Annotated in this window: 19 protein-coding genes; 12 read left to right on the top strand and 7 right to left on the bottom strand. The window is 64.4% G+C overall.

Annotation, left to right across the window (positions count from 1 at the left end; translation table 11 throughout):
• The first annotated feature begins 74 nt into the window (after positions 1-74).
• The 7 genes from D3I60_RS18695 to D3I60_RS18665 are packed head-to-tail and all read left to right on the top strand — an operon-like array spanning position 75 to position 6,536.
• Positions 75-653, top strand: coding sequence for a MarR family winged helix-turn-helix transcriptional regulator (locus D3I60_RS18695; protein ID WP_262778421.1), 579 nt, complete (start codon positions 75-77; stop codon positions 651-653).
• Complete coding sequence (locus D3I60_RS18690) at positions 650-1,924, top strand: cytochrome P450 (protein WP_262778419.1); 1,275 nt, start codon at positions 650-652, stop codon at positions 1,922-1,924. The genes D3I60_RS18695 and D3I60_RS18690 overlap by 4 nt, the downstream gene beginning before the upstream one ends.
• Positions 1,921-2,316 (top strand): lycopene cyclase domain-containing protein, encoded by a 396-nt coding sequence (locus D3I60_RS18685; protein WP_276584733.1) that lies wholly within the window; start codon positions 1,921-1,923, stop codon positions 2,314-2,316. Before D3I60_RS18690 ends, D3I60_RS18685 begins: the two co-directional genes overlap by 4 nt.
• On the top strand, positions 2,313-2,636 hold the full coding sequence (locus D3I60_RS18680) for a lycopene cyclase domain-containing protein (RefSeq protein WP_262778418.1): 324 nt from the start codon (positions 2,313-2,315) through the stop codon (positions 2,634-2,636). The genes D3I60_RS18685 and D3I60_RS18680 overlap by 4 nt, the downstream gene beginning before the upstream one ends.
• Positions 2,633-4,213: an FAD-dependent oxidoreductase gene (locus tag D3I60_RS18675; protein WP_262778417.1), complete on the top strand. Its 1,581-nt coding sequence runs from the start codon at positions 2,633-2,635 to the stop codon at positions 4,211-4,213. Before D3I60_RS18680 ends, D3I60_RS18675 begins: the two co-directional genes overlap by 4 nt.
• Positions 4,213-5,673: a cryptochrome/photolyase family protein gene (locus tag D3I60_RS18670; protein WP_262778415.1), complete on the top strand. Its 1,461-nt coding sequence runs from the start codon at positions 4,213-4,215 to the stop codon at positions 5,671-5,673. Before D3I60_RS18675 ends, D3I60_RS18670 begins: the two co-directional genes overlap by 1 nt.
• On the top strand, positions 5,670-6,536 hold the full coding sequence (locus D3I60_RS18665; protein WP_262778413.1) for an NAD-dependent dehydratase: 867 nt from the start codon (positions 5,670-5,672) through the stop codon (positions 6,534-6,536). The genes D3I60_RS18670 and D3I60_RS18665 overlap by 4 nt, the downstream gene beginning before the upstream one ends.
• A 23-nt stretch (positions 6,537-6,559) precedes the next feature.
• Here D3I60_RS18665 and D3I60_RS18660 read toward each other — a convergent pair whose 3' ends face one another.
• On the bottom strand, positions 6,560-8,110 hold the full coding sequence (locus D3I60_RS18660; RefSeq protein ID WP_262778411.1) for an SDR family oxidoreductase: 1,551 nt from the start codon (positions 8,108-8,110) through the stop codon (positions 6,560-6,562).
• Between the two features lie 207 nt (positions 8,111-8,317).
• On the opposite strand from D3I60_RS18660, the gene D3I60_RS18655 reads away from it, so the two are divergent.
• The 4 genes from D3I60_RS18655 (at position 8,318) to D3I60_RS18640 (ending at position 12,248) form a co-directional block, all read left to right on the top strand.
• A complete protein-coding gene (locus D3I60_RS18655; RefSeq protein WP_262778409.1) occupies positions 8,318-9,028 on the top strand; it encodes a GntR family transcriptional regulator in 711 nt (236 codons plus the stop codon).
• A gap of 182 nt (positions 9,029-9,210) precedes the next feature.
• The gene (gene lhgO / locus D3I60_RS18650) at positions 9,211-10,500 is read left to right on the top strand and encodes an L-2-hydroxyglutarate oxidase (protein WP_262778407.1); all 1,290 of its coding nucleotides are present in this window, start codon (positions 9,211-9,213) and stop codon (positions 10,498-10,500) included.
• A 5-nt stretch (positions 10,501-10,505) separates the two neighbouring features.
• Complete coding sequence (locus D3I60_RS18645; protein ID WP_262778405.1) at positions 10,506-11,849, top strand: MFS transporter; 1,344 nt, start codon at positions 10,506-10,508, stop codon at positions 11,847-11,849.
• A gap of 195 nt (positions 11,850-12,044) precedes the next feature.
• On the top strand, positions 12,045-12,248 hold the full coding sequence (locus tag D3I60_RS18640) for a hypothetical protein (RefSeq protein ID WP_262778403.1): 204 nt from the start codon (positions 12,045-12,047) through the stop codon (positions 12,246-12,248).
• Positions 12,249-12,260: 12 nt separating this feature from the next.
• On the opposite strand, the gene D3I60_RS18635 is transcribed toward D3I60_RS18640, so the two are convergent.
• Entirely contained in the window at positions 12,261-13,262 is a 1,002-nt protein-coding gene (locus D3I60_RS18635; protein WP_262778401.1) for an ABC transporter substrate-binding protein, read from the bottom strand.
• 195 nt (positions 13,263-13,457) lie between these two features.
• Here D3I60_RS18635 and D3I60_RS18630 point away from each other — a divergent pair, with 195 nt between their 5' ends.
• Positions 13,458-14,141, top strand: a complete 684-nt coding sequence (locus D3I60_RS18630) for a helix-turn-helix transcriptional regulator (RefSeq protein ID WP_262778399.1) — start codon at positions 13,458-13,460, stop codon at positions 14,139-14,141.
• A gap of 56 nt (positions 14,142-14,197) precedes the next feature.
• On the opposite strand, the gene D3I60_RS18625 is transcribed toward D3I60_RS18630, so the two are convergent.
• The 5 genes from D3I60_RS18625 to D3I60_RS18605 are packed head-to-tail and all read right to left on the bottom strand — an operon-like array spanning position 14,198 to position 20,468.
• Entirely contained in the window at positions 14,198-15,997 is a 1,800-nt protein-coding gene (locus D3I60_RS18625) for an ABC transporter ATP-binding protein (protein WP_262778397.1), read from the bottom strand.
• Positions 15,997-16,914: an ABC transporter permease gene (locus tag D3I60_RS18620; RefSeq protein WP_262778395.1), complete on the bottom strand. Its 918-nt coding sequence runs from the start codon at positions 16,912-16,914 to the stop codon at positions 15,997-15,999. The genes D3I60_RS18625 and D3I60_RS18620 overlap by 1 nt, the downstream gene beginning before the upstream one ends.
• Positions 16,911-17,864 (bottom strand): ABC transporter permease, encoded by a 954-nt coding sequence (locus D3I60_RS18615; protein ID WP_262778393.1) that lies wholly within the window; start codon positions 17,862-17,864, stop codon positions 16,911-16,913. Before D3I60_RS18615 ends, D3I60_RS18620 begins: the two co-directional genes overlap by 4 nt.
• A gap of 1 nt (position 17,865) precedes the next feature.
• On the bottom strand, positions 17,866-19,413 hold the full coding sequence (locus D3I60_RS18610) for an ABC transporter substrate-binding protein (protein WP_262778391.1): 1,548 nt from the start codon (positions 19,411-19,413) through the stop codon (positions 17,866-17,868).
• Between the two features lie 11 nt (positions 19,414-19,424).
• Positions 19,425-20,468, bottom strand: coding sequence for a TetR family transcriptional regulator C-terminal domain-containing protein (locus tag D3I60_RS18605; RefSeq protein WP_262778389.1), 1,044 nt, complete (start codon positions 20,466-20,468; stop codon positions 19,425-19,427).
• Positions 20,469-20,652 lie beyond the last annotated feature (184 nt).

The following is a 20,652-nucleotide window of genomic DNA, read 5'->3' as shown; positions in this document are numbered from 1 at the left end:
ACTACACTTCAGGTTACTATATGCATGGAGTTATTCTTATGCGTTCAAGGGTCGAAAGTCAGTAAGATGCCGCTATGGAGTCATCGGAGGCCGCGGGCGTTCACGACCCGATCACAGAGAACATGTACACCGGATCGCAGTCCGGCTTTCCTGGTGACCTCATCGACTCCTCCGACTTCTCCGCTGCCGACCGCGAGCAGATCGCAGCCGTCATGAACGCGCTCGCCCGACTGCGCGAGGCCGAACGCGCCCTCTCCGAAGCCTCACGCAGGTTCATGAAGCTCAGCGAGCAGGACATGCGTGCGCTGCACTACCTCATCGCCGCGAAGCGGCAGAACGCGGTCGTGACCCCGAAGATGCTGTCAGTCCATATGTCCATGTCGGCGGCCTCGGTGACTAAGCTCATCAATCGCCTGGAACGCGAAGGGCACGTGATCAGGAAGCTCCATCCCAGTGATCGCCGGGCATACGCCCTTGAAGTCACGGCAGAGACAACCCGCTCGGCCCGCGAGACCGTCGGGCGCACGCAGGCCCGACGAATCCACGCCGCAGCCGACCTCTCCAGCCGCGAACGCGATGCCGTCATCCGCTTTCTCAACGGGATGACCGAAGAATTGTCCCTGAACAATGCCGACTGGACGCAACAGCCGTGACCGCGACCGCCCCGATGGGCCGACTCTCCGGGGCAGGTTTGCGTAAGGCCCGTCGCGCGGATGAGACCACCTCCCCCGCCGTCGAGACGCACCGGGGGATGTGGAGGATCCGCTCGATCACCGCGGCCCGGCAGGTGCTGCGCGCCCGCTCGTCGACGGCTCAAGCAGGCTTCACTGCGGAGAAGATCCCCCGCGGCCTCTTCCGCTCCCATCCGATCCTCATCTCCGACGGACCGGCACACGACCGACAGCGCCGCGAGGTCGCCCGATTCTTCGCACCGGCGGTCATCGCCGACCGCTACGGTGAGCACATCGCCGCCTCCGCGCAGGCGATCGTCGACGAGGCGGCCGTCTCGGGCCGCTGTCGACTCGACGAGGCGGCGCTGCACTTCACGGTCGACGTGACGTCGCGGGTGGTTGGGCTCACCGAATCCGACACCGACAGCATGGCCACGCGGCTGACCGCGTTCTTCCGTCAGCCCCCGGTCGACCTCGCTGCAGAGGATTGGGGACGCACGAACCGCCAATGGGCGCAGGCGGCGGTCAACGGCATCATGCCGCTCATCACCTTCTTCATCCACGATGTCCTCCCCGCCGTCCGCGCCCACCGGCGTCGACACCGCGGCGACGTCATCTCCCACCTCCTCGATTCCGGGCACAGCACCGGTGACATCCTCGTCGAGTGCCTCACCTACGGCACCGCAGGGATGGTCACGACCCGCGAGTTCATCTCGATGGCCTGCTGGCATCTGCTCGATCACGAGGAGCTGCGAGGTGAATACCTCGCAGCCGAGCAGCCTCGGCGGCTGTCCATCCTCGAGGAGATCATCCGTCTCGAACCCGTCGTCGGCCACCTCTACCGTCGCGCCACCTCCCCTATCGACATCAGCGACGATCACACAACGACGACCATTGCCACCGGCGACCTCATCGATGTCTGCGTCCGTGAGACCAACATCGACACCGATCACTACGGTCACGACGCCGAGGCTCTCTGCCCAGCTCGGCAGGGTGCCGCTCCGGCCGCGGGGCTGAGTTTCAGCGACGGCGCCCACAGCTGCCCGGGACAGTTCCTGGCCCTGTACGAAACCGATGCGCTCGTCCACCGGCTTCTCTCCTGCGGTCCGCGGCTGCTCACGGAGCCCACCGTCGGCTGGGACGACCTCATCGAGGGCTATCGGATCCGCAACCTCGATCTCGGCCTCCACGTACCCGCCCGCCCCGCGCGCATACCTGGCAGCAGCGATCCCGCACGGCGGAGTCATCCATGATCGGACACTGGGACTACCTCGGCCTCATGGCCGCCTGCCTGCTCATCACTCTGCCGCTCGAGCTCGTGTTCGCCGCCCGCGTCTACCGTCGCTGGCAGGTTCTGCTTAAGGCCCTGGTCCCGGTGGTCGTCGTCTTCGCCGTCTGGGACATCATCGCCATCGCCCGCGACCACTGGTCCTACGATCCGCGTTTCGTCACGGGCATCGACCTCGGGATCCTCCCGCTCGAAGAACTCGTGTTCTTCCTCGTCATCCCCGTCTGCGCGCTGCTGAGCTATGAGGCGGTCGGCACCGTGATCGGGTGGACCCGACGACGCACAGGCAGCCGGACGAACGTCGCCCACCCCAGAGAGCCCGATCGCCGCCCACCGATCGACGGCGAGATCCGATGATCCCCGAGTACTCCGTGATGACCGCCCTCGGCATGATCGTGGTCGTGGGACTCGAACTCCTCGTCTTCCGCAGCGGCATCTTCCGCCGCGCGAAGTACTGGGCGGCGCTGGCCATCTGCCTGGGATTCCAATGCCTCGTCGACGGCTGGCTGACGAAACTGTCCGACCCGATCGTCATCTATAACCCGGACATGTTCCTCGGCATCCGCTTCCCGTTCGACATCCCCATTGAGGACTTCGGGTTCGGCTTCGCCATGATCACCGCAGTGCTCATGCTCTGGCAGTGGAACCTCAATCGAAACCCCGAGGAGGCGGAATGACCCCGCACGATCCACATGCTCGACGACTGCCGGCCGCCCCCGGGCGACGCAGCCTGCTGCGCCCGAAGACCGTCACGGTCATCGGCGCCGGAATCGCGGGCCTATCGGCCGCGACGATTCTGGCCGAACGGGGAGTCGACGTCACCATCGTCGAATCGAGTCCCCGCCTCGGTGGGCGGGTCAGCTCCTGGCCGGTAGCAGACGGACGGACGATGAGCCGGGGATTCCACGCATTCTTCCGGCAGTACTACAATCTGCGCGATCTGCTCAGCCGCACCGACCCCGATCTCGATCGTCTCCGACCGATTCCCGATTATCCGCTCACCCGCCGAGGCGGTCCCACCGATTCCTTCGCCTCGATCCCGCGGACTCCCCCTTTCAATCTCCTCGGTTTCGTGCTGAGCAGCCCGACCTTCCCGCTGCTGGGCCTGACGCGTGTCGACCTCCGCACCGCTCTGGAACTCATCGATGTCGACTTCCCGGACTCGTTCTCCCACTATGACGGGGAGTCGGCGGCAGCGTTTCTCGATCGCCTCCGCTTCCCCACCGAGGCACGTCACCTCGCCCTCGAGGTCTTCGCCCGCTCATTCTTCGCGCACCCGAGTGACTTCTCCGCCGGGGAACTCGTCGCCATGTTCCACACCTACTTCGCAGGTTCGGCTGAGGGGCTGCTCTTCGACGTCCCCGATGACGACTACGACACCGCCCTGTGGTCACCGCTGGGACGGTACTTGGAGGACCTCGGAGTGCGCATCGAGACCATCACTGCAGCCCACACGATCAACCGAACCCCTGGTGGCTGGAGCGTCGAGACCACGGCCGGAACATTCGGCTCGGATTCCCTCGTCATCGCTGCCGATCCGGAGAGCACTCGACAGCTGATCGCCTCCGTCGAAAAGCACACCGTAACCGGGTCTTCGGAGGCCCATCGGCCCGACCGAGGAGCATCGACCGGTCGGCAGGAGCTGCATGACTGGTTCGCCCGAATCGCCGCACAACGCAATGCTCCGCCGTTTGCGGTGCTCCGGCTCTGGTTCGCCGAGGCGGTCTCGCCGGACCGGCCCGCGTTCCTGGGCACCAGCGGTTTTGAGCTGCTCGACAACATCTCCGTGCTCGAACGCTTCGAAGCAGGCGCCACCCGGTGGGCCGAGGCGCACTCAGGATCCGTCGTCGAACTCCACGCCTATGCCCTTGCCGACCACCTCGCCGAGAACGACGTGGAGGAGAGACTCCTGGCAGATCTGCACGAGGTGTATCCGGAGACCAGAAACATCGAGATCCTCCACCGCGAACTCCTCACCGAATCCGATTGCGGACTGACCGACACCCGAGCGTGGGCCGGTCGGCCGGGCGTCTCCACTCCGCTGCCCGGCCTGGTCTTAGCAGGCGACCATGTTCGGTGCGAGCTGCCGGTGGCTCTGATGGAGCGTGCGGCGACCACCGGGTATCTCGCCGCCAATGAACTGTTGGGCACCTGGCGGGTCGCAGGCACCCCGATCTGGTCTCCGCCGCCACAGGGGCTGCTGCGGCGCGGCCTACTCGGTCGGCTGCGCCAAGCGAAGAAGGGGACGAACTGATGAGCAACGAGCATCTCACCCTCGTCTGGTTCCGTGACGACCTGCGCGTCGATGACCACGAGGCCCTGGCTGCGGCCCGCGCCGACGGTCAGGTGATCGGCCTCTGGATCAGGGAGTGCCGAGACGATGATGGTCGCGGCCCACGCCCGCTGGGCGGGGCGGCCCGCTGGTGGGCGCACGAGTCGCTGCGCGTCCTGGAGACCGAACTCGCACGGCTCGGTATCCCGCTGCTCTTCGCAGCAGGCTCCGCTGCCGACATCGTCCCGCAGGCGGCGGCCGACCTGAAGGTCGATGCCGTTCGCTGGTCGCGCCGCTATGCCCCGGCCGCACGTCGCCTCGACGAGCAGATCAAGACGGACCTGGCTGATGCCGGGCGTGCAGTGCACTCCCACACCGGCGCGCTGCTCGTCGAACCCTGGACGGTCAGCCCGCAGAGCGGAGACTTCTACAAGGTGTTCACTCCGTACTTCAACGCCGTACGCGATCGCACCGTCGGCGACGTCCTCCCGGCACCGCAGAAACAGAACTCTCTGAGCAAGGTCGACCGACAGACCGTCGACGGGCACTCCTGGGTGCGCGATCTTGACGGCCTCGGTCTCCTCGACGGAACCGGCACGGGTTCGGGCGCCTTCGCCTCGGCGAGGACCCCTCGATGGTGGAAGACGACTGTGGCCGAGCACTGGAGCCCCGGATGCCGAGAGGCAGCCCGACAGCTGGCGGACCTCAGCGACGGAGTCGAGGACTACACTGATTCGCATGATGTCCCGGCTGACCCCGACAGCACGTCAGGCCTGTCACCGCGACTGCGCTTCGGCGAACTCTCCCCGCGGCAGCTGCTGGCTGCGGCCCTGGATCTGCCGGAGGTCAGCGACGATGATCGGCACGCATGGATCCGCCAGCTCTACTGGCGCGAGTTCTCCTGGCACCTGACCTACCATCTGCCGAACGTCGAGTCCGAGCCGATGCGGCCGGAGTTCGCGCGCTTTCCATACGAGGACGACCCCGAGGCGCTCGACCATTGGCAGAACGGGACGACCGGGATCCCCCTTGTCGACGCCGGCATGGCCCAACTGTGGCAGACCGGGTGGATGCATAACCGGGTCCGGATGGCCACGGCGAGCCTTCTCACGAAGAATCTGCTCATTCACTGGTGGCACGGCGAACAGTGGTTCTGGGACACGCTCGTCGACGCCGATGAAGCCAACAACCCGGTGTCGTGGCAATGGGTGGCCGGATGCGGAGCCGATGCGGCGCCGTATTTTCGGATCTTCAATCCCGAACGCCAACGCGAGCGCTTCGACCCGAACAACGAGTACGTCGGCAAGTGGCTGGGCCACGGACCGGGCGTTCTCACCAAGGCGGAGCGTTCGCACGGCGATCGCGAGCCGATCGTCGACCTCAAGGCATCGCGCCAGGCGGCATTGGCGGCCTATGACCGGATGAAGAGCGAGGCGGAATGAGCACGATGACGGCACGAAGGGTTCTCCTGGCCGGGTGCGGCGACCTGGGCACGCGGCTGGGCCTGCGGCTGGTCGACCAGGGGCACGAGGTGATCGGACTGCGCCGCCGCGTCGCCGAACTGCCCGATGCCTTCGAGACCATCGGCATGGATCTCACCCGTTTCGGTGCTCCCGCCCGCAGTCGTGCGGACCATCCCGCCCGCAGCGATTCGCGATTGGCCGATCTCGACGCCGTCATCATCACCCTCACTCCTGACGAGCCGAGTCGGGCCGGATACGAACGGTCCTACCTCGACGGACTGCGGGGGCTTGCCAGTGTTCTCGAGTCGCAGCCTGGCCGAGTCGTCCTTGTGTCCTCCACGCGTGTCCTTGCTGAGGACCCGACGCGAGTGATCGCCGAAGATTCTCCGATCGCCCCGGAGTCCGGGCCGGGTGAGGTCCTCGCTGCCGCCGAGTCCGAGGCGGCCGAGCTCTTCGACTGTCTCACGATCGTACGCCCGGCAGGGATCTACGGTCCCGGCCGAAACCGGCTGATCAATGCTGTCAGGCGGGGACGGCCGCTCAATCATCAGCGGTGGACGAACCGCGTTCACCGAGACGACCTCGTTCACGGCCTCGAACGTTTGGCCCTTGACCCGGAACCGCCGGACCTCGTCCACGCTGTCGATTCCCTGCCTGCTCAGATGGGCGTCGTCGCCGCCTTCATCGCCGACCGCCTCGGCGTGTCCGTTCCCGGCCATATCGACGGCGAGATGCCGGGCGGCAAACGGATCGATGGGGCTCGCTTCGGCTCGCTCGTGGGTGACTTGACGTTCCCCACCTACCGGGACGGCTTCGCAGCGATGCTGACAGACCGCTCCTGATCATGAAAGAGACCGGGGAGCGGTCACGATCGCACCCGGCGGCGCGCCTCGGCGGCGATGTTCTTCGCCATGGCGGGGAAGATGAAACGGTGGAAGGGTGCGACGAGGGCCCAGTAGACGCGACCGCGCAGGCCGGTGGGGATGAAGGTCGCTGTCTGCTGGTACTCGCAGCCCTCGTCTGAGTCGGCCAGTGTGAACTCGAGCCACGCGTGGCCGGAGACCTTCATCTCGGCGTGGAGCATGAGGCGGGAGTTGCGTTTGAGTTGTTCGACCCTCCACCAGTCGACGGGATCGCCGATGCGCAGCGTATCCGGCAGGCGGCGACCCCGGTTGAGGCCGGCACCTCCGACGGCCTTGTCCCAGATCCCCCGCGCCTTCCACGCCAGCGGCCAGGAGTACCACCCGTTGGTTCCACCGATGCCCTCGAGCACAGGCCACACGTCCGCGGGCGAGAGGCCGCCGATCGTCGCCGACTGCTCATCGGTGAAGATGCGTCTGCCCGACCACTGTGGATCGGTGGGCAACGGCTGGGCAGCCTCGTCGAGTCCACCTGCATCCGCATCCCAATTCGTATCCACAGCGCCTTCTACTTCGCGTCGCAGGGCGAGTCGGACAGCGTCGGCGAACCCGATGAGCCCGGATTCGGGCGGCTGAATGACCTCATCGACCTCATGCGATGAGGCCACCGCGTCTTCCTGCAGAGACTGGACGAGCGGGAGAGTGAGACTGAACGGCAGCGGAGTGACCAGTCCGACCCAGATGCCGGACAGGGTCGGGGCGGGAAGAGGTAACGCGATGACGTGGCGGGGCTTGAGCCCAGCGACGGCAGCGAAGGTGCGCATCACATCGGCATAGGTGAGGATCTGACGCGAACCGATGTCGAACGAGCAATTGACCGCTTCCTCCACATCGACCGCGGAGAGAAGATAGTAGAGAGCGTCGCGAACCGACAGCGGCTCAACTCTGTTGGCCACCCAGTCCGGTGCCGGCATCCACCTCAACGTCAGGGCGAGATGGCGAATCATCTCGAACGAAGCCGAGCCGGAGCCGATGATGATGCCGGCGTTGAAGACGATCGCGTCGACCTCGGAGTCGAGCAGAATCCGTCCGACGTTCGCCCGTGAACGCATGTGCTTCGACAGCTCGCGTCCCTCCGGATGGAGCCCCCCGAGGTAGACGATGCGGCGAATGCCCGCAGTTGCCGCCGCGCGAACGAAGCGCTTGGCGGCGCGGGCCTCGGCCGCCTCGAAGTCTCCATCACTCCCCATGGAATGCACCAGGTAGTAGACCGTATCGATGCCGCTGAGGCTGCCCTCGAGGCCGTGACCGGTGTCGAGGTCGAGGGTTCTCACGTCGACGTCGGCCGCCCACGGAACCTGTTTGAGCTTCTCCGGTCGGCGCACCCCGACACGGACCTCGTGGCCGGCCTGCAGCAGTCGCGGCACAAGGCGACCACCGATGTAGCCGGTCGCCCCGAGCACGAGGACGCGGCGCGGGGTCCGGGTCTGTCGGATGACTTCGTCGTCGGGCGACTTCGAGTCGGGCGGGGTCGAGCATTTCATCGGGCGGTTCATCAGAGGATCCTTCCGGCCTGCCGAGATCGGCTGTCACGAACCAACCCTACACATTTTATTAACCAATTAGATATTATCTACTTTGAGATAATCGCTCGACGAACCAAACGGGTACCCTGACGCGCGCTCCAGTCCACCCGACTGCTGCGAAATTCCTTTCGCCCCCGACCGGTCAACCCCGCGGGGCCGACGTGGCAGAATCGAAGCATGTCGATTGTCAACCGGGGGCCGACCCTGACCCAACAGACCACGGAACGGCTGCGTCAGGCCATAATCGACGGCGAATTGCCTCCCGGAAGCCTCCACTCGGCCACCGCACTCGGAACTTGGCTCGGCGTCTCGCGCACCCCTGTCCGTGAAGCCACCGCAGAGCTCGCCCGCCTGGGGCTGGTGAGCATTGAACCCAACCGCGGCATCCGCATTCTCGAGACCGACATCGACTCCCTCATAGACGGTTTCGAGCTGCGAATCATCATCGAAGTCCCGCTTGCCCGCAAAGCCGCACTGAGCGACGACTCCGCTGCGCGTAATAACCTCGACGACCAATTCGGCCGGTTCAGAAATGCCGCCGACACCGATGACACCGAGGCGACGCTCAGAGCCGACCGCGACTTCCATTCCGCAGTGATTCAGATGGCAGGCAACGCCCGCGCCGCCGAGGTTCTCCACGAGCAGCGCAACATCGTCCTCCAGACCGGGGTGGGCACTGTCCCGTCGTCCCGCTCGTGCCAGGAATGCTTCGCCGATCACGTCGACATCTTCGAGGCGATCATGCAGCGAGAACCCGACGCGGCCGCAGCGGCCATGCGTCGCCACATCTTCAACACCGCCGAGATCCTCATCAGCCAGGAGACCCGCCGGCGGCCCGAATTCGGTGCCCGCGATCTGCACACCAGGCTGGCCTGGATCATCGGCTGAATGCCTCGCGCCCGCAGGCGGCTTCAGATTCGCGGGCACTTCACCTCAGCCACCTCCGGCAGAAGGACATCGGGGCATGGCCGTCCATCGAGTTGCATGCTACATGCAAGCTGTTAAGCTACACGTGATGCTCATGTGGTGCGGCTCTCACCGCACTGCCCCACACTGAGAACGGATTGGCAATGTCTCAACACAATCAGCACCCTGGTCGGTCGTTCGCAGTCATCGGCGCGGGGATCAACGGGGCCGCGGTCGCCCGCGAGATCACCCGGCGCCACCCCGACGCTGCGGTGACCATCTTCGAGAAAGCCGATCGGGTAGCCGCTCACCAGTCCGGCCACAATTCCGGCGTCGTCCACGCCGGCCTCTACTATGAACCCGGCAGCCTCAAAGCACGACTGTGTCGCCGCGGAGTCACACTTCTGCGTGACTACGCCGACGCCAATGGCCTCCCCTTTGACGAATGCGGCAAGATCGTCGTCGCACTTCAACAGGACGAGGAAGAGCGGCTGCGCGCCATCTTCGAACGAGCAGTCGCCAACGGGGTGCCGGACGTCGAGCTCATCGGACCCGAGCGGATCCGGGAGATCGAACCCAATTCCGTCGGTCGCCTCGCCCTGTATTCACCGCACACGGCGATCACCGATTATGCAGCGATCGCCCGCTCGTTCGTCGAGGATGTCCGCAGCAGCGGTGGCACGGTCCGCCTCAACACCGAGGTGGTCGACATCAACGTCCGGCCCGACGGGTGCACTATCATCTCGACCGACAGCTCGGCCCGCCGAGGCGGCACCTCGGAACGCGAGGAATCGTTCGATTTCGTCATAGCCTGCGCTGGACTGCAGTCCGATCGGGTCGCGAAGATGGCCGGAGGCGCCTCCCACCCGACGATCGTGCCGTTCTTCGGGCAGTACTCACAGTTAGCTCCTGAGCACCGCACCATTCTCAACGGACTCGTGTACCCCGTGCCCGATCCGGCCTACCCCTTCTTGGGCGTGCACCTGACCAAACGCGTCGATGGTGAGATGCTCGTCGGCCCTAACGCATTCCTCTCCTTCGGACGGGAGAACTACGCGGGTTGGAAGATCGGGGTGAAAGACAGCCTCCGAGTGGCCGCCACCCCTGCCTTCTGGAAGTTCGCCGCTGGAAACGTGAAAGCGGCCGTGCAGGAGTTCGCCGCTGTGCTCTCACGGAAGAAGTTCCTCTCTGGGGCTGCCGAATACGTGCCTTCTCTGCGGGGCGCTGTTTCGAGCCCCATCACCCGAGGCATCCGCGCCCAAGCCATGGATGCCGACGGGGAGCTCATCGATGACTTCGTCATCGAACAGCAGGGCCGCGCCACTCTCATCCGCAACGCACCATCACCCGGGGCAACCTCGTCGATGGCCATCGCCGAGCACATCCTCGACGTCGTCGCCGAGACCCACGGGTTCGATCCCTCCTCCCAGAACTCACAGCAGAAGGACTACTGACTCTCATGACCACTCTTCGCAACGAGGCGAACAGCAATCCGCGCCGCTTCCTCAACGAAAGCCCTCAGGATGAGAAGAAGCGTCTGCGCAAAGTCGCCGTCGCCACGATCGTCGGCACCACTGTCGAATGGTTCGACTTCTACCTTTACGCCACGATGGCATCGATCGTATTCGGCACGATCTTCTTCCCTGAAGGAGACAGCCAGGTAGCCACTCTGTCGGCTTTCGCCACCTTCGCGGTCGGATTCATCGCTCGCCCCATCGGGGGCATCGTCTTCGGCCACCTCGGTGACCGCCTCGGCCGGAAGAAGGTGCTTGTCATCACCTTCGCCCTCATGGGTATCTCCACCTTCTGCATCGGTCTACTCCCCACCTACGCAGCCATCGGCACGTGGGCGCCGATCCTCCTTGTTACACTGCGGGTGTTCCAGGGCATGGGCGCCGGCGCGGAATACGCCTCAGCCGCCGTCAATTCCTATGAGCACGCTCAGGCCGGTCGTCGAGGACGTCAGGGGTCCTGGCCGGCACTGGGACTCAACATCGGTCTCGTCCTGTCCTCGGCCACGATCTTCCTACTCACGCTCAATGGGGACGAGTTCCTCATGAGCGGGGGTTGGCGGATTCCGTTCATCGTCTCCATCGTCCTCGTCGGCGTCGGCATGTGGATCCGCTCCTCATTGCCTGAGTCCCCGGAGTTCAAGCAGAAGGTCGAGAACGAGGAGAAGGCGAAGCCCAAGTTCTCCGATGTATTCGTCCATCATTGGCGGCCGCTGCTCGTGGTGTTCGTCATCGCCATCGGATACAACGCACTCAGTTACATCTTCAAGACGTTCTCACTGGCCTACCTCGACGAATTTCAGGACGTGTCCGCCAATGTCACTTCCGGGGCCGTGATGGTCGCAGGTCTCGTGGCCATCGTCACCGTCCCGCTGTTCGGTGAGGCCTGCGATCGGTTCGGCTCGAAGTTTGTGATCATGGCCGGCGGCGCGCTGTCGATGGTGTTCGCTTTCGTCTTCCTCGCTCTGTTGCAGGATTCGAGCACGCTCCTGGTCTATGTGGCCATCGCGATCGGAACCGGCGTGCTGGCACCGATGATGTTCTCCGCCCAGGGTTCGTTCCTCTCACGGCAGTTCCCACCGGAATCGCGGTCGGCCGGAGTCGGCACAGCGCGTGAGATCGGTACGGCCGTCGCAGGCGGGCTGGCACCGCTCGGTGCCCTGTCGCTGGTTGTGTCATCGCCGACGAACTCCACTGTCGGAGTCGGCTGGGTGCTCGTGGCCGCTGGCCTGTTGGTCGTAATCGGAGCGCTGTTCGATCAAGGCAAGCTCTATACCACCGAACGGAATTAGACCCGGCACGGGCGACCACGAGAGAGCAGGTTCTGGCCGCGGATACGGACCGAGTAGCTCGAATTCGTCCTCGGTCAGACGACGGATCCTCACGCACCGAGATGCCCTCCACGACCACTGCAGGGGGTACCGCTCGGCAGTGGGTACAACATAGACTGATCACCTATCCGCGCTCTCCAGCGAAAGGTGATCAGAATGTCAGCTGACGGCAACAGCACCGCCGACAGCATGCGCAAGGCTACGGAGAATCTCGACCACGAGGCCGGAGGCGCACCGTCGTCGGAGTATCTCGACAAGGTCGACACCGATGATTTCGGCCGCTCAGACGAGACCGCCGAGGATGAGAATCGCGAGGACGAGGAGGATGGGCCGGCTGATTCTCCGTCGACAGATCGCTGACCGCCTTCATCGTCACTGCGTCGCGGGGAACATCTCTTCTACGATGTCGAGCAGAGCCATCGCCTCGTCATAGTCGCCGCGCATCGACCAGTACGGGAGATCGTGGACCTGACCGGATTCGAAAGCCGGGACGCGATTATACGGCGTTTCGTCTTTGAGGTCGTCGACGCCGATGCTCGCATTGTTGAAGCCGACCACGAAGACCGTCTCGGAGCGGAGGACCTCCGGCAGCACCTCGAGCGAGGGTCCGAACATGTCTCCGCCCGCAGTGTAGGGTTCGATGTCGTTCTCTTCGAACAGCGGAGCAGTCGTGAAGCCGAGCGGTTCCAGCTCCGCCGACAGGCTCTTGTCCTCGATGAGGATATATGGAGTGTCCTTGCTGTCGAGCGTGAGGATGGAGATCTCTCCCTCGGGGATCGAGATGGTGTCCTTCACCTCGGCGACTCGATCCTCATATGCGGATTCGAACTTCTCATAGTCATCCTGCCTGCCCAGCACCTCGGAGGCGATGAAGGAGAACTGGTCCTGCCAGGTCTGCTTGTCTCCTGATACGAGTACCGTGGGCGCCACGTCCTGCAATCTGTCGTAGGAGTCGGTCGCATGCTTGAGCGGGAATCCGATCCCTCCAGCGATGATGAGGTCGGGATCGGCTTCGATGATGGCTTCGAGGTCGAATCCGTCGTTGCTCCACGGAATGAACTCGGTTCCCTGTGCCTCAGCTTTCTCAGACCAGAACTGAGAGAATTCCCCGTCGGTTTCCGTGACCTCGGGGGTCGTGGCCACCACCGGCACATCGAGGTCGAAAAGATAACCGGCGAGAGCGTAGTTGAGCACAACCACCCGCTGCGGATCGGCCGGAACCTCGACCTCCCCCTGCTCGGTCGCGACCAGACGGGACTCGGATCCATTCGCTGAGGGACCATCGCTCGACGTACTCGCGGGACCCGCACAGGCGGCGACGAGCAGAAGACTTACACCTGCGAAGAGCGCACTGATTCGACGGAGCATGGACATTGACCACCTCGGCTGACGGATACGGTATTAGAATCTGAGAACATAGCCCTGCCTAACCAAACTTCTCGGCTCAACCACGACAAAGGCGACATCATCACCCGACCAACACGACACACCCGTCTGCGACCAGGCGACAGCGAGACAGAACGACCGGTGCTCCTCACCGGGCATGATTGGCACAGCCATTCGTATCCGTTGCTCATTCATGTCATCAGCGGCTGCGTAGACGTCCATCTGCGCGGGCGCGGGTTCGTGCCGACGCATCTCAGCCTCGCCTCGGAGTCCAGCCTGTGGTTGGGTTCGCGCGTCGACCATTCGGTCAAGGCCAAAGCGGATTCCATCATGCTCGGCCCGCGACTGTCACCGAGGACGGAACCGCCCGAGGGGTTCCTCCATATCCGCCGGTCGATGGCCCTCCGCGAAACCGCACTGCTCATCCTCGCCTCGTCTCCGAACAGCGAGGCCGAGCGCCGACCACTCAGGGAAGCCCTCGACGCAAAGCTGAGCGCGTTCACCGTCGATGACTTCCCCTTACCGGTTCCGCAGCACCGCGCAGTGCAAGCGATCGTGGACGATCCCATGAGCCTGATAGTGCCGCTGACCGCTGTCGCCGAGCGCCATTCGATGAGCAAACGGCACGTCGAACGAATCGTCAAAGACGACCTGGGCATGTCTTTCGTGCAATGGAGGACGCGGAAGCGACTCAACCTGGCCCTTTGCAGAATCCGCGCGGGATCCACAATTGCCTCCGCTGCCCGATCCGTCGGATACCTCGGATCCGACGGGCTCATCAGGGCGGTCAGCCGGCTCACCCACCTCACCCGCGAAGAGCTCTCCGCCGACCTGGCGGGTGCGGTCAAGAACTCCCGCTCAAGGTGACCCACACTTCGGCGATCCCTGCTCGAAGTGACCGTTACCCTACCGGATAGCCGACCTCAGAACTTCGGCACGTCGGCGATGAGCGCCCGCGTGTACTCGTGCGACGGGTTCTCGAGCACCTGCGCGGTCAGACCGTAGTCGACGATCTTGCCCTTGTTGAGCACGGCAAGATTGTCCGCGATGTGCCTGGAGAGCGCGATATTGTGCGTGACGAAGAGCATCGCCAGCTGCCGCTCCTCTCGCAGGGTGCGCAGCAGGGCGACGATCGATGCCTGCACGCTGACGTCGAGCGCCGAGGTGATCTCATCACAGACCATCACGGACGGCGCGTTGACCAGCGCACGCGCGATCGCAGCCCTCTGCCGCTCACCGCCGGAGAGGTCACCCGGGCGACGGTGGTAGAACGTCCGGCCCAGCCGCACGGAATCCAGCGCCTCCTCGACGGTGGCTTTCCGGCTTGCGGCCGTTCCCTGACCGCTCATCTCCAGCGGCACCGTCAGCGACTGGCCGATGGACCGCCGCGGGTTGAGCGATGAGAACGGCGATTGGAACACGTACTGGATGCCCACGCGCTGTTCGTTCGTGCGTTTGCGCGTCGACCGTGCCAGCTCCGTTCCACGCAGCTTCACCGAGCCCTTGTAGTCGTCGTTGAGCCCGGCCACGCACTGTGACAGCGTCGTCTTGCCCGACCCGGATTCGCCGAGCAGCATGGTGCACTCCCCCGGCTCCAGGGTCAGGTTGATCCCATCGAGGATCTGCGCCTTCCCGTAGGCGAGCTCCACGTCCTTGACCTCGAGCAGAGGCGCATTCTCCGAGGCAGACTTGCCCTTCCCCTCCACAGCGGAGACATCAGAATCAACCGCCGAGGCGGCCGCCCCGTCAGCATCGGACCGATCCGATTTCGAGTCGCCGGGCTTCTCCCCCGCCGACACGAGGATATGTGTCTTCTCATCGGCCTCGGCAACGGCTTTCGCCTCCGCGGCCCCGTCACCGATCGTCTTCCGTCCGGCAAGATCGGGCACGGCGGCCATGAGCATCTTCGTGTACTCATGCTGCGGACGTTCGAGCACTGCCGACACCGGCCCCTCTTCGACGAGGTCGCCGCGCAGCATCACGGCCACCCGATCGGAGATGTCTTTGATCACCGCAAGGTCGTGGGTGATGTAGAGACCGGCGACGTTGTTCGCCACCGTCATCTGCCGGATAGTGTCGAGCACGACCGACTGCGTGGACACGTCCAGGCCGGTCGTCGGTTCATCGAGGATGAGCACATCGGGGTACATGGCGAAGGCCATGGCAATGCCGATGCGCTGCTGCTGACCACCGGACAGCTGGTGCGGCCAGCGTTTCTGATACGTTTTATCCCCGGGTAAGCCGACGTCGACGAGCACCTCGGCGACGCGATCGGCCCGTTCCTTCTCCGAGGAGCCGAAACCGTGGATGTCGAGGACCTCCCGGATCTGCTCGCCCACACGCATAGCCGGGTTGAGCGAGAGCGCGGGGTCCTGGGGGATGTACGCGATCCGGGATCCGCGCAGATCGCGCAGGGCCACCTCGTCGAGGTCGCCGACTTCAAGGTGGGTGGCATCCCCGCGCGGCCAGATGCTCACGGATCCGGACCCGAACTTCAGGCCCTCCCGGAAGTGCCCCATGCAGGCCAATCCTGCCGTCGTCTTACCGGATCCGGATTCGCCGACGAGCCCGAGGATCTCTCCTCGGGCCAGGGCGAAGTCGACTCCGTGGAGGATCTCGTCCCCGGCGTTCGTCAGCACACGCAGGTCGCTTACGCGCAGGACGATCTTCTCGTTCGGTTCGTTCGCATCATCATGGCGAACGGTCTGTGTCTTCGGGCTCATCATGCCTCCACGGATGTTGATGCGGTGGCTCGGGCAAAGGAGTCCGCGAGCAGGTTTGTGCCGATGGTCAGCAGTGCGATCGCGACGACCGGCAGCAGGACACCCCAGGGCTGGATGGACAAGGCGATGCGGTTCTCGTTGATCATCAGGCCCCAGTCAGCCGCGGGCGGCTGGAGACCGAGTCCGAGGAACGACAGCGACGCGATGTAGCCGATCGAGTAGGTCAGGCGCAGGCCCGCCTCCACGCTCAGCGGCCCGGTGATATTGGGCAGCAGCTCACGGATGAGTACCTTCCACCTGGGCATCGCATACATCTCAGCGGCCTTGATGTAGTCCTCGGTGATGACGCCCAGGGTCGCGGACCTCGCGACGCGGGCGATGCGTGGGGCATGGGTGAGGCCGATGACGGTCACGAGCACCCACCCTTGCGGTCCGAGCACGGTGATCGCCAGGAGGGCGAACACGAGCTGCGGGATGGCGAGGATGACGTCGTTGAGCCGCATGATCACTGCGTCGAAGGTTCCGCCGACGTAGGCGGCGAGCATGCCGATGATCGCACCGACGATCATGCCGAGCGCCGTGGCGAGCACGCCGTAGACGATGAGCGTCACACCGCCGGCGAGGAACCGGGAGAGCACATCGCGGCCGAGGTTGTCCGAACCGAACAGACCGTAGGGGCTGAACGGTTTTGTGACGAATTCGGTGGCAGTGTTGCCGGTCGCCCAGGGCAGCAGCAGCGGTCCGCACAGGGCAAGCGCGACGACGACCACGGTGATGATCAGGCCGATCTTGCCCTGCTTCTGGGCCAGGACCCGCTTGTAGAAGGGAACATAGGTGGTGGCGGATTCCTTGGGCACCTCGGCGGCGTCCGTGGCCGCGGACTTGAGGTCATCAAGGCTGTTGGCGTCAGTGCTCATGCTGCGCTCCTGAGTTTCGGGTTGGTGAGGATGCCGACGACGTCAGCCGCCAGATTCACCACGACGTAGACAGCGGCGACGAGCATGGAGATCGCCTGGACGACCTGCACGTCACGGTAGGTCACCGCGTCGATGAGGGCTTGGCCGAGTCCCGGGTAGCGGAACAGGAACTCGACGACGACCACGCCGCCGGCCAACCAGGCCAACTGGATCGCGACGACCTGAGCGACCGGTCCGAGTGCGTGAGGCACAGCATGACGCATGATCACGCGCTTCTCCGGGACACCCTTGAGCCTGGCCATCTCGACGAACCCGGAGTCGAGGACTTCGATCATCGTCGCCCGCATCATCCGCACGATGTACGGAGTGACGACGAGGATGAGTGTCAGGGTCGGCAGGATGAGCTGTTCGGGGCGGTTCCACACGGGCTCTCCCGGCGGGGCCAGGGTGACGGCCGGCAGGATCTGGAACACCGAAGTGGCGAAGATGGCGATGAGGCCGATGCCGATGACGAACTCGGGCATGGCCGCCAGCACGAGGCTTAAGCCGGTCATCGCCTGGTCACGGCGCTTCCCGCGGTGCAGCGCCTGGTAGACGCCGAGTCCTATGCCCAGCGGCACGGAGATGAGCGCGGCCAGTCCCATGAGGATGAACGAGGCCCCGATCCGATCGCCGAGGAGCGCGCCGACCGATCCTCCTGTCGCCGAGGAGGTTCCGAAGTCTCCGACGAAGAGTCCTCCCAGCCAGGTGAAGTACCGCTGCCAGGCGGGTTGATCGAGTCCCAGCTGTTCGTTCAGGGCCGCAATGCGTTCCGGGGTGGCCTGTTGGCCGAGGATCGCCCGGGCGGCATCGCCGGGCAGCAGCAGGGTAGCGCCGAAGACGAGCAGTGAGACTGCGATGAGGATGAACGCGGAGAAGAGCAGCCGCTTACCGATGACTTTTCCGAACATGTCAGACCTCTCCGATCCATACGCGGTCGAATCTCCAACCGCTCAGCGGACGTCCCGTGGAGTTGGGGACGAGCCCTCCGACGTATTTCTGGAAGGCGTCGACCTGGTTGGCGAAACCCCACACGATGTATCCGCCGTCGTCGTAGAGCATCTTCTGCAGCTCGTGTTCAAGGTCCCGTCGCTTCTCAGCCTCCGGAATGGCACGGGCCTTGTCGAAGACCTTGTTGAACTTCGGTTCGTCCCAATGGGTTTCGTTGAAGGGCGATTCGGACAGGGCGCAGGAGATGACCTGCGGCATGAAGTCGCGGGTGTACCAGAAGTCCTGGGCGAAATCCCATTTGAGGTAGCCGTCGCCGAAGAACGTGGTGGCATCGACTTTGCGGATCTTGACCCGGATCCCGGCATCGGCGGCTTGCTGGGCGAAGACTTGGGCGGCCTCAACGGCTCCGGATTGGATGGGAGCGGTGACGAGTTCGACGTCGAGTCCGTCGGGATAACCCGCCTCGGCGAGGAGCTTCTTCGCTTTGTCCAGGTCCTGCTTACGCTGCGGGAACTTCGGGTAGTTCTCGCTTAAGGGTCCGAACATGTCGTTGCCCAGGGTTCCGTAGCCGGAGAGCACCTGTTCGATCATCTGTTCGCGGTCGACGACGAGCCGGAAGGCCTGTCGAACCTTGACGTCGTCGAAGGGCTTCTTGTCCACTCGCATGGTGAAGGGCAGCCACATGCCGGTCTTCGAGTTGAGGATGGACATGCGCTCATCGGCGGCGATGACTTCGACGAGGGCCAGCGGGATGCCGGCGATCGCATCGACCTGGGTGGACAGGAGGGCGTTGATGAGGGCGTCGTCGTCGTTGAAGTTCAGCACCTCCACCTCGTCGAGGTACATCTTGTCGAAGTCGAAGTAGTGCTCGTTGGGCACGAGCACGGTCGACTGGGCGGCGGTGAAGGATTTGAGTTTGAATGGTCCCGAGCACACCGGGTTCTCCGGGTCGTAGCCGACGGGGACGATGGCGGCGGTGTATTCGGCGACGGCGTCCTTGAACAGGCCGTTGGGTTCGTTCAGGCGGAATTCGACGGTGCGATCGTCCTTGGCGACGACTTTCTCGAGCATGGAGAAGTTCGCTGCCGCGGTCTTCGGGTCGTCGGGGTCGTTGATCCGCTCGAAGGTGAAGACGACGTCTTCGGAGGTGATCGGTTTGCCATCGGAGAACTTGATGCCCTCCTTCAGCGTGCATGTCCACACGGTGGAGTCGGAGTTGGCTTCGATCGATTCGGCCAGCAGCGGTACAACTTGGGAGTCGTCGTCCCAACCGTAGAGGGCGTTGTAGAGATTGACGGCACGGCAGACATCGCCGTTGTTGACGGGGATGTGGGCGTCGACGGTGTCCGCGGAGTTGCCTCCGGTGACACCGACGCGCAGGGTTCCGCCCTTGACAGGGTCTCCGGCGTCGGCGGCGCTGACTTCCGCGCCGCCGCAGGCGCTCAACCCCGCGACGCCGGCCACGGCAAGGCCTGCGCCCAGCGCTTGTCTTCGGTTCGGTGTTCTCATGTGCCTTCTTCCTAAGACGTCGGTTCGGGCCGACCGACTGCGGCGGCCCGGTCTGACTTCGGGGTTCGGGTGTCGTCGGTGAACGCGTCACTGTTGAGGATGTGAGCGTTCAGATAGTTTTCGAGCATGGCCAGCGCCTCGTCGTCCGTGATGGGCATGTGTTCGGTGGTGCGGGCCACGCCCAGGCCGTCGATGAAGATCGACAGGGATTTGACCATGAGCGCGGTGTCGCCGGTCCTGATCATTCCGGCTCTCTGACCGCCGTCGATGACCGTGGTGATCATGTCCATCCATTCGCCGTAGACGGCGGTGAGGTTCTCTCGGGCGCTTTCGTCGGTGGCGGCACGGGCCCAGCACTGGAGCCAGATCGACCACACTCTCCGAATCTTCCGGTCGACTCCGGCATGGATGCGGGCGAAGTGACGGAGCACGCCGACGGGATCGGCGGAGTCGTTGAGGTGGCGGGTCTCGGCGATGACGTCGAGCGAATAGCGCAGGGCTGACTGCAGCAGCTGGTCTTTCGTCCGGAAATGGTAGTTCACCGTCGAGGAGGACACTCCGGCCGAGTCCGCGACATCCTCGGTGCGGACCTTGTCGATGCCGAGGTCGGCGTAGAGTCGCCAGGCAGCGGCGATGATCTTCAGCCGATTGCGGGTGCCTTTCGACATCCAGTCCTGTTCGGAGTCCGGCCCGAGGGCCGCTCCTCCGTCGGCCTGCTCCATTCGTGCATCACCCGCGAGGTCATCTGCGGAATCGTCGGCGGGTGATTCGCTGAGTGCGGGAGGAACGTCGGCGACCATTGTTCGCCGAGGCGGCCGTGCCGTTCGCCCGGTCGTCAGCCAATCCGTGGTGACCCCGGTGAGTTCGGCGATGTGAGAGATCTCCTCGACCCGGAATTTCCGCACTCCGGCGAGGGATTTTGACAGTTTGCTCGCGTCGAGGCCGATGCGTCGGGCAACCTCGCTGTGGTTGATCCTCGCGTCTTTGATAGCGATGCGGACACGGCTGACCAGTGATTCCGGTGCGCTCTGGGCGCCTTCGCTCGTCGTGACCACCCATACAGTCTGCACACAAGTTGCGATTTTGGCAAGACTTACTGGGGTTTTAGGTAGTTTGCAGTGTTGATTCGCGCGCCTCGCCTCAGGCAACCCGCGAACAGAATCGGCCAGATCGTCTGCGAATTTCCGACAGCACCCGCCCACTCACCTTCACAGTCGCTACACTTGACGTTTGGGCTGT

The organism is Brevibacterium permense, assembly GCF_025506275.1.
Taxonomy (GTDB): domain Bacteria; phylum Actinomycetota; class Actinomycetes; order Actinomycetales; family Brevibacteriaceae; genus Brevibacterium; species Brevibacterium permense_A.
This window is presented reverse-complemented; position numbering and strand designations above follow the sequence as displayed.

What these genes read in the sequence shown, in the direction of transcription:
- D3I60_RS18625 (WP_262778397.1), bottom strand. Translation starts at nt 15,997, where the DNA reads ATGAGCCCGAAGACACAGACCGTTCGCCATGATGATGCGAACGAACCG.
- D3I60_RS18670 (WP_262778415.1), top strand. Translation starts at nt 4,213, where the DNA reads ATGAGCAACGAGCATCTCACCCTCGTCTGGTTCCGTGACGACCTGCGC.
- D3I60_RS18615 (WP_262778393.1), bottom strand. Translation starts at nt 17,864, where the DNA reads ATGTTCGGAAAAGTCATCGGTAAGCGGCTGCTCTTCTCCGCGTTCATC.
- D3I60_RS18675 (WP_262778417.1), top strand. Translation starts at nt 2,633, where the DNA reads ATGACCCCGCACGATCCACATGCTCGACGACTGCCGGCCGCCCCCGGG.
- D3I60_RS18685 (WP_276584733.1), top strand. Translation starts at nt 1,921, where the DNA reads ATGATCGGACACTGGGACTACCTCGGCCTCATGGCCGCCTGCCTGCTC.
- lhgO (WP_262778407.1), top strand. Translation starts at nt 9,211, where the DNA reads ATGTCTCAACACAATCAGCACCCTGGTCGGTCGTTCGCAGTCATCGGC.
- D3I60_RS18660 (WP_262778411.1), bottom strand. Translation starts at nt 8,110, where the DNA reads ATGAACCGCCCGATGAAATGCTCGACCCCGCCCGACTCGAAGTCGCCC.
- D3I60_RS18640 (WP_262778403.1), top strand. Translation starts at nt 12,045, where the DNA reads ATGTCAGCTGACGGCAACAGCACCGCCGACAGCATGCGCAAGGCTACG.
- D3I60_RS18610 (WP_262778391.1), bottom strand. Translation starts at nt 19,413, where the DNA reads ATGAGAACACCGAACCGAAGACAAGCGCTGGGCGCAGGCCTTGCCGTG.
- D3I60_RS18620 (WP_262778395.1), bottom strand. Translation starts at nt 16,914, where the DNA reads ATGAGCACTGACGCCAACAGCCTTGATGACCTCAAGTCCGCGGCCACG.
- D3I60_RS18645 (WP_262778405.1), top strand. Translation starts at nt 10,506, where the DNA reads ATGACCACTCTTCGCAACGAGGCGAACAGCAATCCGCGCCGCTTCCTC.
- D3I60_RS18635 (WP_262778401.1), bottom strand. Translation starts at nt 13,262, where the DNA reads ATGTCCATGCTCCGTCGAATCAGTGCGCTCTTCGCAGGTGTAAGTCTT.
- D3I60_RS18655 (WP_262778409.1), top strand. Translation starts at nt 8,318, where the DNA reads ATGTCGATTGTCAACCGGGGGCCGACCCTGACCCAACAGACCACGGAA.
- D3I60_RS18680 (WP_262778418.1), top strand. Translation starts at nt 2,313, where the DNA reads ATGATCCCCGAGTACTCCGTGATGACCGCCCTCGGCATGATCGTGGTC.
- D3I60_RS18695 (WP_262778421.1), top strand. Translation starts at nt 75, where the DNA reads ATGGAGTCATCGGAGGCCGCGGGCGTTCACGACCCGATCACAGAGAAC.
- D3I60_RS18665 (WP_262778413.1), top strand. Translation starts at nt 5,670, where the DNA reads ATGAGCACGATGACGGCACGAAGGGTTCTCCTGGCCGGGTGCGGCGAC.